Source organism: Actinoplanes ianthinogenes (assembly GCF_018324205.1).
In the GTDB taxonomy this organism is placed as follows: Bacteria; Actinomycetota; Actinomycetes; order Mycobacteriales; family Micromonosporaceae; genus Actinoplanes; species Actinoplanes ianthinogenes.
This window is the reverse complement of the sequence record NZ_AP023356.1, coordinates 9,857,867-9,869,739: the sequence shown is the minus strand read 5'-3', so window position 1 is coordinate 9,869,739 and position 11,873 is coordinate 9,857,867. Positions and strand designations below refer to the sequence as shown.

11 protein-coding genes are annotated in these 11,873 nt (G+C 71.8%); 5 read left to right on the top strand and 6 right to left on the bottom strand.

Annotated features, from left to right (window positions below):
• Positions 1-30: 30 nt before the first annotated feature.
• The 3 genes from Aiant_RS45195 to Aiant_RS45185 form a co-directional block, all read right to left on the bottom strand.
• Complete coding sequence (locus Aiant_RS45195) at positions 31-1,209, bottom strand: sensor domain-containing phosphodiesterase (protein WP_189334259.1); 1,179 nt, start codon at positions 1,207-1,209, stop codon at positions 31-33.
• Between the two features lie 97 nt (positions 1,210-1,306).
• Positions 1,307-3,991: an alpha/beta hydrolase family protein gene (locus Aiant_RS45190; protein ID WP_189334260.1), complete on the bottom strand. Its 2,685-nt coding sequence runs from the start codon at positions 3,989-3,991 to the stop codon at positions 1,307-1,309.
• A 64-nt stretch (positions 3,992-4,055) separates the two neighbouring features.
• Positions 4,056-5,585, bottom strand: a complete 1,530-nt coding sequence (locus tag Aiant_RS45185; protein ID WP_189334261.1) for a M4 family metallopeptidase — start codon at positions 5,583-5,585, stop codon at positions 4,056-4,058.
• Positions 5,586-5,781: 196 nt separating this feature from the next.
• On the opposite strand from Aiant_RS45185, the gene Aiant_RS45180 reads away from it, so the two are divergent.
• Both Aiant_RS45180 and Aiant_RS45175 read left to right on the top strand, forming a co-directional pair.
• On the top strand, positions 5,782-6,528 hold the full coding sequence (locus tag Aiant_RS45180; protein ID WP_189334262.1) for an SCO6745 family protein: 747 nt from the start codon (positions 5,782-5,784) through the stop codon (positions 6,526-6,528).
• Positions 6,529-6,559: 31 nt separating this feature from the next.
• A complete protein-coding gene (locus Aiant_RS45175; protein WP_189334263.1) occupies positions 6,560-6,760 on the top strand; it encodes a hypothetical protein in 201 nt (66 codons plus the stop codon).
• A 31-nt stretch (positions 6,761-6,791) separates the two neighbouring features.
• Here Aiant_RS45175 and Aiant_RS45170 read toward each other — a convergent pair whose 3' ends face one another.
• On the bottom strand, positions 6,792-7,193 hold the full coding sequence (locus tag Aiant_RS45170) for a hypothetical protein (protein ID WP_189334264.1): 402 nt from the start codon (positions 7,191-7,193) through the stop codon (positions 6,792-6,794).
• Between the two features lie 317 nt (positions 7,194-7,510).
• On the opposite strand from Aiant_RS45170, the gene Aiant_RS45165 reads away from it, so the two are divergent.
• Together Aiant_RS45165 and Aiant_RS45160 are read left to right on the top strand one after the other, a co-directional pair.
• Positions 7,511-7,828 (top strand): cold-shock protein, encoded by a 318-nt coding sequence (locus Aiant_RS45165; RefSeq protein WP_189334265.1) that lies wholly within the window; start codon positions 7,511-7,513, stop codon positions 7,826-7,828.
• 101 nt (positions 7,829-7,929) lie between these two features.
• Positions 7,930-8,706 carry an SDR family NAD(P)-dependent oxidoreductase gene (locus Aiant_RS45160; RefSeq protein WP_189334266.1) on the top strand — a complete coding sequence of 259 codons (777 nt, stop codon included), beginning with the start codon at positions 7,930-7,932 and terminating at the stop codon, positions 8,704-8,706.
• 389 nt (positions 8,707-9,095) lie between these two features.
• Here Aiant_RS45160 and Aiant_RS45155 read toward each other — a convergent pair whose 3' ends face one another.
• The gene (locus Aiant_RS45155) at positions 9,096-10,043 is read right to left on the bottom strand and encodes an RpnC/YadD family protein (RefSeq protein ID WP_212846862.1); all 948 of its coding nucleotides are present in this window, start codon (positions 10,041-10,043) and stop codon (positions 9,096-9,098) included.
• A 130-nt stretch (positions 10,044-10,173) separates the two neighbouring features.
• Entirely contained in the window at positions 10,174-10,524 is a 351-nt protein-coding gene (locus Aiant_RS45150) for a MerR family transcriptional regulator (RefSeq protein ID WP_189335366.1), read from the bottom strand.
• Between the two features lie 48 nt (positions 10,525-10,572).
• On the opposite strand from Aiant_RS45150, the gene Aiant_RS45145 reads away from it, so the two are divergent.
• Positions 10,573-11,820, top strand: coding sequence for an MFS transporter (locus tag Aiant_RS45145; RefSeq protein ID WP_189335367.1), 1,248 nt, complete (start codon positions 10,573-10,575; stop codon positions 11,818-11,820).
• The last annotated feature ends 53 nt before the right edge of the window (positions 11,821-11,873 follow it).

The following is an 11,873-nucleotide window of genomic DNA, read 5'->3' as shown; positions in this document are numbered from 1 at the left end:
GCAGGGCGCGGGCGCCGGCGGGGGACGCGCTCAGGGCAGGCCGGCGGGACGGGCCAGGTGGAAGCCCTGCCCGTTGGCGACCCCGAGGTCGCGGAGCCGGGCCAGCTCGGCGGGCGACTCGATGCCCTCGGCGATCAGGGCGGCCCCGATCTGGGCGGCGAAGTCGTTGAGGCATCGGGCCAGGGCCGCCTTGACCAGATCGGTGTCGATGTCCCGGACCAGGCTGATGTCCAGTTTGATCAGGTCGGGGCGAAGGCGCAGGATGTGCTGGAGGCTGGCGAACCCGGCGCCGGCGTCGTCGACGCTGAGCCGGATGCCGGTCCGGCGCAGCACGTCCAGCGCGTCGGTCAGCAGGTCGTAGTCGCCGACCTGGGCGTGCTCGGTGACCTCGACGGTCAGCCCGGGGCCGGCGTGGGCGAGCAGGGCGTCCAGGATCTCGCCGTCGAGCAGCGCCTCGGGGGAGAGGTTGACGGCCAGGAAGGTTCCGGGCGGCAGGTCGGTCAGCCGGCCGAGGGACTGCCGCAGGGTCAGGAGCTCCAGCTCGACGCCGAGACCGCACAGCGCGGCGGCGGCGAACGCGCGATCCGGGGCCGGGAACAGGCCCGGGTCGAACCGGGCGAGCGCCTCGTAGCCGATCGTCGCGCCGTCCCGCAGCCGGACGATCGGCTGGAAGACGGTCCGGGCCGCGCGGCGATCCAGCACCGACCGGACCGCGGCGCGTGCCGTGGCGACGCTGTGCCGCCGGACAGCGAGCGGGCCGCTCATGTTCTCGCTGATCAGGTCGGCGATCAGGCCGAGATAGCGGACCGCCTGCTGATCCAGGGACGGGTCCGGGTGCCGGCTGGCGCAGCAGAGCATGCCGGCGGTGGTGCCGTCCGGGGAGCGCCACGGCACGCTCGCGTAGGAGCCGATGCCGAGGTCCCGGGTCCCGTCCAGGTCCCGGGTGACCGGGTGGCGGCGGACGTCCTGGACGATCTCCGGCAGCGTGCCCGCCAGCACCCGGACGCAGAACGAGCCGAGCAGGTCGCTGCCCGGGCCGAGCGGGACGCTCCGCGTGCCGATCGTGCCGGTCGCGGCCCAGATGGTCAGCTCGCCCGAGCCGAAGGCCGACACCCACGCCGCCTCGACACCGAGGTGTTCTCGCACCTTGTCGAGCAGCCGGTCGACCTCGGCCAGCTCACCGGTCGCATCCGCGGAGACTGCCTGCATGGCTGTGACCGTCGGCAGACCGATCGGTGACCTGAGGGAAACCTCAGACCGCCGTGCTCGCCGGCGAGTCCCCTCGCCGGCGAGACACGGCGGCCGGTCAGTCGGTCAAGATGCCGTCGCCCGTGGCGACCGGGATCGGGTCGCTGAAGTCGGCGGGATAGACCAGCACCTGCCACCGGACATGCTCGTCGCCCTCGGCCAGGCTGTCGGCGACGGTCGGGATCACGACGTCCAGCGACGTGGTGCCCGACGCGATCTCCATGAAGCCCTCCAGGCCGGTGCCGGACAGCGGCCGGGACGGCTCCGGGTCCTGGCCGCTCATCCCGGTGAACCACTCCGGGTCGACGTCGGTCGTGGACAGCTCCGGCTCACTCGCCGGTTTCTGCGGCCTGAGCAGCAGGTAAAGGGTGCTGTCGGCGGGCGCGGACAGGTGCAGCGTCCAGGCCAGCGGCGAGCCCTCCCGGGCGGTGGCGACCGCCGGGGTGACCGTGAAGTCCGGCATCGGGTCGTCGTTGACGGCCAGCACCCCGCCCACGTAGTCGCCGACCACCGTGTTGCCGATCGCCTTCGCGGTCACCGGGTAACGCCGGTCCTCGCCGTACGTGGTGTTGCCGGTCACCGAGATCGGCACCTCGATCGTGGTGCGGCCCGGCTTCAGGCCGACCACCCAGGACTTGGTCGCCGCCGCCGGGTCGCCCAGGAACAGCCGCACCTTGGCCGCGCGCGGCCCGTGCGAGCGCACCTGGATCCGGTAGGTCCTGGTCCCCGAGTCACCCTCGTCCACGGTCAGGTCGCTGACGTCCACCCGGTCGAGCGCGGCCGGTCGCGGCGCCGGGGTGCCGGGCCGCCAGCCCCAGGCGTCGATCAGCCAGGCCGGTCCGTCCCCACCCGGCGTGATTTCAAGAGCTCTTACGGTACGCACACCGCGCGGCAGTGGCAGCCGCACCTCCTGACCCCAGTACGAGGACGTCCACGCGCTCCCCGGCACGCCGGTGACGGTGGCCGTGCCCAGCTCGGCCCGGCGGCCGTGGTCGTCGGTGACCGCGACCCGGAACGGCGTGGCGGGCGCGTTCGGCGGCACGACCAGCCGCAGCGCCAGCGACTCGGCGCCGGTCACCGGCACCGGCTTGGCCGGGCGCAGCGTGGCGGTCGCGCCGCCGTCGAGCTTGACCGCCTGCCGGTCCGGCTCGGGACCGCTGAACCGGACGAAGTGCGGGGACGGTCCCCAGAACGAGTCGGTGGTCAGGCAGACCTTCGCCGGATCGTCGGAGACCTGGTCACAGAGCTGCGCGTGGGAGACCGACAGTCCCGGGCCGGGGATCACCACGGGCGTGCGGTTGGCGCCGATGGCGTGGGTGAGCACCCGGGCCGGTCCGGCCGACGGCGCCCGGACGCCGGAGCCGTCCAGCAGCGGGCGGGCCCGGTCGTCACCGGCGACGAACAGCCGGGCCGCGGTGGCGATGTAGGTGGCTCCGGCGTCCTGCTGCTGGTTCGGGGTGAGGCGGGTGGGCGCCGCTTCGGGCGTACACAAAGGGTCTGGCTCTTCGCTCCAGAAATCGTCGAACGCCGGGCCGGAAGCCTGCCCCGGGGTCCACTCGGTGTTGAAGTAGTTGTGGTTGGCGCCGACCACGTAGAGCGCGCTGTGCAGCGCCCGGCCGGAGCTGACCTGGCGGGTCGCGTCCACGTATTGCTGACCCTGGAGGTCGCCGACGTCACCGTCGCAGCCGGGCAGGATCGTCGCCGACGGCACGTCGGGCTGCGGGTTCTGGCCGAAGATGGTCGGCCCGATCAGCAGCAGCCCGCGGATCGTCCAGCGCACCGCGCCGCGGTAGTCGTCGGCGGACGGTGGGGTGAGGCTGTCCAGCGCGGCCCGGCTGACGCCCTCGCCGCCACGGGAGTGGCCCATCAGGAACACCCTCGACAGGTCGGCGCGCGGCACGGCCCGGACGATCGCCGGCGCGGTGGCGCGTTTGCCGCCGGACCAGTCGGCCCAGTGCGCGAGGTGCATCCGGACCAGCGTCGAGCGGGCCTGCGCGCCGTAGTCGGGCACCGCGTTGTCCTGGGCGCTGATCGCGTTCGCCGAGATCGACACGGTGACGTAGCCCTGCGAGGCGAGCAGCTCCTGGGCCTGCCGGTAACCGCGGTAGCTGGGCACCGCCTCGGAGCCGGCCGGACAGGGCCACTCGGCGCTGATCGAGCCGAAGTCGTCGCCGGAGAAGCAGGTCCAGTGCCGCCCGTGCAGGAACAGCGCGAGCGGGCGCTTGCCGGGCGCGTTCGTCGGCCCGACCACCACGGCCTGCATCTCGATCGGCGTCGGGTAACCGGTCAGGTGGACACCCGGCAGCGTGTACTCGCCGCTCGTGGTCGAGTAGGGCCCCTTGACGCCGGGGTCGATCGGGTTGGCCGGCGCGGCCGGCAGCGTGGCCGGGGTGCGGGGTGCCAGGCGTTTCGTGCGCTGGGGCGCCGCGGCGTCGACCCGCCGGCCGCCGATGCGGACCTGGAGGTCGCTCAGCGCGCCCGGTGCGCCGTCGAGGGTGAACGTGTGCAGGTCGGCGCCGCTCGTGGCGCGGCCGAGCAGGCGGTCCCCGGACCAGAACTCGACGGCGGCGTCACCCGGCGGGATCGGCCGGTCGCTGGTCCAGGTCAGGCCCTGCTTGCCGAGCGACCAGCCGGGCGGGAGCGAGCGGACCGCGGGGGCCGGTGGGTCCGCGGAAGCGGGTGTCGCGGAGACTCCGAGCAGCAGCGTGCTCGCCGCCAGCGCGGCGGCCATGATTCTTCGCATGCGGCCCGTTCTACTCGACGCGTGCAAATGCCTCGATCGAGCGGAACGGGCCGCCGTGCGCGGATCAGCAGGTGGGCTCGCCGGACTGGGCCGGCAGGCTGACCGCGTTCCACGCGGCCTTGACCGCGTTGAAATTGGTGCAGCTGCCCGGGTACAGGTTCTTGGCCGCCTGCAGCGTCCAGACCCGGTACTTCGCGTACGACGAGCTGGACGTCTTCAGCAGCATGGCGTTGTACATGATCTTGATAGCGGTCTGCACGCCCACACCGGTCACCGACGAGCCGTTGCAGGTCGGGCTGGACGGCTGGCCGTTGCCGCTGCTGCCCTGCGCCAGCAGGTAGAACCAGTGGTTGCCGGGCCCGGCCGCGGCGTGCACCTCCTGGCTCGGCGTGCTGCTGGAGTAGCAGTTGCTGTCACCGGCGAGCGACGGGTTGTACATGTACCGGATCGGCCCGCTGCCGACCAGGTTGACCTCCTCGCCGACCTGGTAGTCGGCCGGGTCGTTCGGGTTCGCCGCGTACGCCTCGGTCGCCGCGCCGAACGTGTCCGCGACGAACTCCTGGGTGCCGCCGCGCGAGATGCCGCCCGGCGTCCGGTCGTCGATGCCGTGGCCCAGCTCGTGCCCGACGACGTCCAGCGACGAGATCCACTTACCCGCGGTGTTCTTGCCGATCTGCACCTGGGTGCCGTCGTAGTAGGCGTTCTGCTGGTTCAGCCCGACCCGGATCGGCCACGCGCCGCCGGAGCCGTTCTGGGCGTTGCGGCCCAGCCACGCCGACAGCATCGACACCTGCCGCTGTGCCACGTAGAGCGCGTCCACGCAGCCGGTCTCCCGGTTGGTGCCGACACCGTTGCCCCACACGTTGTCCGAGCCGGTGAAGGTCCTCCGGCCGGACGCGTCCTGGCAGCTCAGGTTGGTGACCGAGGGGTCCTTCATCGAGTACGTCGAGCCGGACAGCGTGGTGTTCAGCGACACCGTGCCGTTGATCCAGCCGGTCCCGGTGCCGGTCACCTCGGTGACGTGCTCCTCGGTGGACAGCACCTTGCCGCTGACCGCGTCCACGTCCACGGTCAGCCGGCTGGCGCCCTTCGCCCCGGTGCCGTTGACCGTCGTCTCGTAGGCCAGCGCCGGCGCCCGTCCCTCGGTCGCGACGACGATCAACCGCGTCGCTTCGACGCCGGACACGCTCTTGAGCTGCTGCTTCGCGGTCGCGACCGCGGACTTTTCAGAGATTTTCGGTACGGTGGACAGCTCGCCGATCGGGCTGCTCTGCGCCACCGACGTGTACCGGGTCTGCCCGGCATTGTCGGTGACCACCACGAGGTCGCCGCCCTTGACCTGAAGTCCCTTGTACGTCCGGTCGTAGGCGGCGTAGGTGAGGCCCTGCGACCGGATGACCTGGCTGCGCCGGAAGGCGTCGTGGCTGCCGGCCTGGAGCGCGGCCGGGCGGGCGGCGACCACCGCGTCGGCCTGCGCGACCGGGTCCACCGTGGGGGTGGGCGCCTGTGCGGCCGCGGGGCCGGAGACCGCGACCAGGGCGGTGGCCGCGGCGGTGCCGGCGGCCAGCGCTATACCGAGGGGGATTCGTGACATCTGCGCACTCCCTTCCCGCCCGGGGGTGTCGGGCGGGCTCGAGTTCCGGTGCGGCGGGGTGGCCGCGACCGGTGAGACAGGAGTGACGCTATTCACAGATATCGATTTACGGAAGGGGGGAACCCCTCGCCGTCGTCATGAGCCGCGAGAAACGACCCCGCCTGACAGCCGGAGGCCGACCCGGTAGAACGAGCGGATGAGACCTGAAGAGACCTCCGCGGCGGTGAAGCCGGCCGTCGTCGCCATGGGGGCGGCGTTCGGCGACGACCCGTCGTTCGCGGCATGTGCCGAGCGGTTCGGGTTCGGCACTGACCGGTGGCCGCTCTATTTCGGCGGACGAGCCGGGGTGCTCGGGGCGGTGCCGGCCGAGGTGGTGGGGGCCGCCTGCGGCTTCTTCGGTCCGGAGCTGGTCGGTCCGGCCTGGGCCGCCGCGTCCCGAACGGGCCGGCTGGGTGAGCTGGTCCAGGCCGATGTCGGCCTCTGCGCGCGGTGGGCGGAGCGACATCTCACGGGACTCGACCGGGCGGCGGACCTGACCACCCGGGTGGTGGAGGCGGCGGACGCGTCGGGGCGGGTGCTCTTCGCCGCCTGGCGGGCGCAGCCCGAGCCGGACGACCGTCCGTCCACCCGGCTGGCACTGAACCTGCTCCGGTTGCGGGAGCACCGTGGGTCCTCGCACCTCGGTGCCGTGATCGCGGAAGGGCTCACCCCGGTGGCCGCGATCCTCGCCGGCCCCGGTGCACGCAAGGCGCGGGCCAACGGCTGGCGTGGGCCCTATCCGGAGCCGTCGCCGGAGGACGTGGCCCGGCTGGCCGCGGCTGAGCGTCGTACCGAACTGCTCGCCGGGCAGGCCTATGCGGTGCTCGACCGCGAGCAGCGGGTCGAGCTGGTGACGCTGCTCGACGGCGCGTACCGGCGATGGCGGGGATCGGGCTCGGCGTGAACGGACCCTGCCGCCCGGTTACCTTGGTGCGATGGCGTGGTGGGACCGGATGTTCGGGCGGCAACGCGCCACCCCTGGCTTCTACGGCGTGTGCGGCGAGTGCCGGCACGATTGGCGCGAGCACCATCCCGTCCAGGGCTGCGGTGAGTGCGGATACGAGCGCGAACACGACGAGCCCGGCGCTCCCGGCGCGGTGTGTGCCGCTCGCGCGCCCGGGCCCACCTTCCCGTGACGGTGCGGCGAGGTGAACCCACCGCGGATCACTACGTCAGGCTGGTGAGCACGTCCTTCATGACTGCCGTCAACGCCGGCAGCTGTTGTTGCAGCGGGTGCAGTTTGTCGAACGTCCGGGCGGCTTCCACGCCGGGCCTGAATCCGACGGAGACGCAGGCGTTGCCGGAGCGTGCGGTGAGGTACAGCACCGGCTCCCGATAGAGAGCGACCGCTCCATCCGCGAGGTCCGGGATCTCGGCGTTGTCGACTCCACCACCCAGTTGGCCGGCCGCCTGCTTCTCCGACTCGAACCAGGCCGTTGCCTCCGCCGTGCCGGCCTCCCCGCCGAAAATCTTGAGGTCGGCCGAGATGCCCGGGAGCGGCTGGCTGGCGACGGCGTATTCGCATGTCGCCTGTTCGAACGACGCGCCCGGAATCACCTTGTCGAGCATCGCTCGCTCCCCGGGTGCGACACGGCTGGCAACCCGTGTGCCCGTCGGTGCCGCCCCATAGGGAGGAGCTGTCAGCTCGCGGCAACCCGGCAGAAATCCCTGCCAACGTCGAGCCGGCTCCTGGCTGACGGCCGATGAATCCGCCGCACCTGCCTCGTTCGAGCAGCCGGCCACCACCATGATCAGCAGGCTCGCGACCCCTGCCCAGCGTGATCCCGAACGCCCGTGCGTCTCCATCCATCGACAGCATGCGAACCCTACGGCACTCGATCTTGAACTGGTGCCGGGGCCCGGGCTCGGTCGGGCAGACTGGCGACATGGCCGACGGTGGTGTTGTGCGTGAATTCCACGCGGACGAGGGCTGGGGAGTCATCGATGGACCGGCCGTTCCGGGCGGGTGCTGGGTGCATTTCTCGGCAATCGCGACAGGTGGCTTCAGGCAGCTCGCAGCGGGCCGGCACGTATGGTTCCGGGCCGAGGCCGCCGAGCAGGACGGGTTCGGCTTCCGGGCGGTGAAGGTCTGGACGGAGGACGTCGAGCCGGCTGGTCCGCCGAGCTTGAGGCCCTCGCCCGGAGGTGCCTACCGGAGTCGATTGACTCTCGCGTTCGACGAGCCGGAAGAGGCCGGTGACTGAACGGCAACCGATCCCCATGGTGGAGGAACGGGCCGTGAGCGGTTCTCGGCCGGTCGGTGGGTATAGACCGATCACGACGGACGGCTTCAGGGAGCGTGATCATGGCCGATACGGCGATCGTGACCGGCGGCGGTGCGGGGTTGGGGCGAGAGATCGCGCTGGGGCTGGCCCGCGGCGGCTACGGCGTTGTGGTGGCCGACATCGACGAGCAGGCCGCGCGGGCATGTGCGAACGTGGTCGAGGCGCACGGGGTGCCCGCTCGTGCGTTGCGTGCCAACGTGCGGGAGCGTCATGACATGGACCGCATCGTGGCGGCCGCGCAGGCGCTCGGCGGCCCCCACGTGCTCGTCAACAACGCCGGTGGCTGGACCCCGCGGCGGCAGTATCCGGAGGCGACGGCTTCCGAGTGGGCCGCGACGATCGACCTGAACCTCGTCGCGCCGATGATGCTCAGCCAGCTCGTTCTCGATCCCATGCGGGCACAGGGCCGGGGCGCGATAGTCAACATCTCCTCGAGTGGTGGAGTCGGTTTCCAGTCCTACGGTTCGCCCGAGTACGGTGCGGCCAAGGCCGGCCTGATCCGATTCACCTCCACGTTGGGCGGCTTGGCGGGCACCGACGGGATCCGGGTGATGTGCGTGGCACCGGACTGGATCGGGCTGAGCCGGGCGCACGACCAATGGCAGCGCATGGGCGCCGCCGAACGCGCGGCCTCTCGCCCACTGATTCCCCCGGCTGAGGTGGTCGCCGTCGTGCTGGACCTCGTTCAGCGGGGAACCGGCGGAACGGTGGTGGAGATGCCGGGTGGCGATCGGCCGCGCCGGCTACCCGGCGAACCGGACGAGGCCCAGGCTCAGGACGCTTCGGGCGTACCGTAAATCGGCGGTCGAAAGCCGAGCGACCCGGTCGCGGACGTCGAGTGTCGCCATCGCGCGGGTTGCGGTGAGCTCTCCGGCCGTGGCGGCCCTGGGTTATCCGGGGTGTCCTGGGGACGGCGCGCAGGGCGAGGTCGACGGTGGCGTGCAGGTCGCCCTCGTCGACGGCCCGGGTGAGCCGGCCGACGAACCGCTTCATGACCGGCGCGGAGATCTACGTGGACGGCGGCGCCAGCCAGATCTGAGGCGGTCCGCCGGTGACGCGGAAGGCCGGATCGTGGGGAGGTCAACGTTGACTCGATGACCGGTCGTGCCCATCAGCACGCCGCCGGCGGCCACAACGGCGGTCACCTGCAGAAGGAGCCGCCCGGCGGCGAGCGCGAGGCGGGACCTCAGGACTTCCGCAGTTCTTCCAGCGAGGCGCCGCTCAGGACCCGTGCCACGTTGGCCGCGTGGTCGTCGGCCACGAGTTTGCGCGCCAGGTCCTCCAGGCCGGCGAACTCACCGAAGCGGCTCTGCAGGAAAAGTGTCATCGAACGGACCAGCCCCTCCTCGCAGCCCTCTTGCCGGCCTTCTTGTCGGCCCTCTTCGCGGCCGAGGTTCAGGTTCTCCTCGGCGATCTCGCGGCCGACCTCGGTTTCCGCCAGGTTGAATCGCATGCCTCTACTCCTCAGTGCTGTGACGATGTGACGGGCGATGTCCTCTGCTGCGAGCAGGCTCATCTCGGTCTGGACCAGGCGTTGCTCCGGGTCGGTCTGCGCGGCGATCCGGTCGGCCACCCGCTCGACGACGTCGGGCGGGCGCCTGGTCGACCACAGGGCGAGCGGGGCCAGCGGGGTCCGCAGCACTTCCTCCGGGTCGAGGTCCTCCGGGACGTTGACCACCCGGTAGTCCAGGCTCAGGCAATCGCGCTGGAAGGAGCCCGGGTAGCCGCCACCGTCGGGCCAGATCACGGTCTGGTGGATCCGGTGTTTCGACTCGTCGTACTTGTCGGCCAGCCCGACCCAGTAGCCGACCATCCGGACCTGGAAGTCGGCGGTGCGCTGGACCTGGACCTCGATGTGGTGAATGTCGACGATGCCGTCCGTTGCCAGAGCGGCGAACACCTTGTCCATGTGCATGCTGCGTTTGCGGTTTATTTCGGTCGGGCCGTCGACGATCACGACCGCCTCGTCGACCTCGACTCCGCACAGCAGGCGCAACGTGTCTTTCGGATTGGCTTCCAGCAAGGCCTTGAACAGGCCGTCGTAGTCCCGGACGGCTTCGCGTGGTCGCGGCACGCGTGAGGTGCCGGACCGTTTCCCCGTTTTCCGCCCGCTTCCGGCGGTGGTAGGTGGCATGCGACAACTGTACGCGGAGCAGGTGACTAGCGACAAGGGGCCGTAAGGGGTACGAGGCGCGTCTTTGCCCGCACACAAGGAACGCGGGTTGATCAGGGACTCTGATCAACCCGCGTTGAGGATCGGTCGCCTAGATGTCGACCAGGTTGGCGAGGGTGCCGGTGAGCTGCTCGCGGAGGCGTTGGAGCTGGGCGATGGAACTGTCCACCTCCAGGATCTGACCGCGCAGCCGCTCCCGGGCGGTCGGGCACGCGGTCAGCTCGCCGTCCTCGGTGAAGCACGGGAGGACCTGCGCCGCGGCTTGCAGAGTGAGTCCGATGTCGAGGAGGAGCCGGATGCGGCGCACCTCCTCGACGGCGCAGTCGGTGAAGTCGCGGTAACCGTTGTCGAGGCGGCGCGAGGACAGCAGGCCCAGCCGGTCGTAGTGGCGCAGCGCCCGGGCACTCACGCCGCTGCGGTGAGACAGCTCATTGATCAGCATGATCCACCCTTGACCTTGACACTTATGTCAGACCTTAGCGTTCCGGCCATGCCGATGAACATCTTGGTGCGGGCGCCCGACGACCCGCGGCAGCGGTTGATGGCCCTGTCCACCCTGGTCAACACGGTCGGGATGGGTCTCTTCCTCTCCGCCGGAACGATCTTCCTGATCCGCTCGGCCGGGCTGACCCCGGCCGAGGCGGGCGCCGGGCTGACCGCCGGCTCGCTGATCGGCTTCGGCGCCGGCGTGGTCGTCGGCGACCAGGCGGACCGGCGCGGCGCGCGGGAGGTCGTCATCGCCGCCATGCTGGTGGAGGCGGTGGCCAGCGTCGGACTGCTGCTCGTGCACTCCGTGTGGGCGCTGGTGCTGGTGGCGGCGGTCGCCGCGGTCGGCCGGGCCGGGTCGGGGAGCGCCCGCGGGGCGATGATCGGGGTGCTGGCCGAGGAGGGCCGGGGTGCCGCCCTGCGCACCTACCTGAGGGCGGTCACCAACGTCGGCCTCGCCATCGGCATGCTCGGCGCGGCCGCGGTCCTGGCCATCGACAGCCGCGCGGCGTACGTCGGCCTGATCCTCACCGACGCGGTGACGTTCCTGCTCGCCGCGGCCGTGCTCACCCGGCTGCCGCACCTCCCGCCGACCCGGTCCGCCGCGGCCGCGCCGGACGAGCGGCGCTGGCTGGCACTGCGGGACCGGCGCTATCTGGGTTTCGTCGCGGCGTCGTCGGTCGCCAGCCTCCAGTACTGGGTGCTGGTCCAGGCGCTTCCGGTGTGGATCGTGCTGCGGACCGCGGCGCCCCGGTCGACGGCCGCGCTCGTCCTGTTCGTCGCCGCGGTCACCGTGGCGCTCACCCAGATTCCGGCGACCCGGTCGATCGACGGCCCACGGACGGCGGCCCGGTTGCTGGCCCGGTCCGGGCCGCTGTTCCTGGTGGCGTGGGTCCTGATGGCGGCGGCGTCGGCGCCACCCGCGTGGGCCGCCGTGGCGCTGCTGCTGGTGGCGGTGCTGGTGCACTCGCTGGCCGAGGTGTGGCAGGCGGCCGGGACGTTCGAGCTGTCGTTCGCGCTCGCCCGGCCGGAGGCGCAGGGCCAGTATCAGGGAGTGATCGGACTCGGTCACGGCTTCGTCGAGGCGATCGCGCCGGTCATCGTCATCGCGCTGTGCGTCGACGGCGGCGCCCCCGGCTGGATCGCGCTCGCGCTGGTCGTGACCGTGGCGGGTTACCTGTGCACGCTCATCGAGCGGGGTGCGGTCCGGCGGTTCGTGCCGCCCAGCCGGGCGCCGAGTCCGAACCGGTAGCGGATCCGGCGAGTTGACCTGGCTCCGCCCGGCGCCGAGCTGACCAGTCCACG

What these genes read in the sequence shown, in the direction of transcription:
- Aiant_RS45185 (WP_189334261.1), bottom strand. Translation starts at nt 5,585, where the DNA reads ATGTCACGAATCCCCCTCGGTATAGCGCTGGCCGCCGGCACCGCCGCG.
- Aiant_RS45165 (WP_189334265.1), top strand. Translation starts at nt 7,511, where the DNA reads ATGGCCGACGGTGGTGTTGTGCGTGAATTCCACGCGGACGAGGGCTGG.
- Aiant_RS45155 (WP_212846862.1), bottom strand. Translation starts at nt 10,043, where the DNA reads ATGCCACCTACCACCGCCGGAAGCGGGCGGAAAACGGGGAAACGGTCC.
- Aiant_RS45180 (WP_189334262.1), top strand. Translation starts at nt 5,782, where the DNA reads ATGAGACCTGAAGAGACCTCCGCGGCGGTGAAGCCGGCCGTCGTCGCC.
- Aiant_RS45145 (WP_189335367.1), top strand. Translation starts at nt 10,573, where the DNA reads ATGCCGATGAACATCTTGGTGCGGGCGCCCGACGACCCGCGGCAGCGG.
- Aiant_RS45150 (WP_189335366.1), bottom strand. Translation starts at nt 10,524, where the DNA reads ATGCTGATCAATGAGCTGTCTCACCGCAGCGGCGTGAGTGCCCGGGCG.
- Aiant_RS45170 (WP_189334264.1), bottom strand. Translation starts at nt 7,193, where the DNA reads ATGCTCGACAAGGTGATTCCGGGCGCGTCGTTCGAACAGGCGACATGC.
- Aiant_RS45160 (WP_189334266.1), top strand. Translation starts at nt 7,930, where the DNA reads ATGGCCGATACGGCGATCGTGACCGGCGGCGGTGCGGGGTTGGGGCGA.
- Aiant_RS45175 (WP_189334263.1), top strand. Translation starts at nt 6,560, where the DNA reads ATGGCGTGGTGGGACCGGATGTTCGGGCGGCAACGCGCCACCCCTGGC.
- Aiant_RS45190 (WP_189334260.1), bottom strand. Translation starts at nt 3,991, where the DNA reads ATGCGAAGAATCATGGCCGCCGCGCTGGCGGCGAGCACGCTGCTGCTC.
- Aiant_RS45195 (WP_189334259.1), bottom strand. Translation starts at nt 1,209, where the DNA reads ATGCAGGCAGTCTCCGCGGATGCGACCGGTGAGCTGGCCGAGGTCGAC.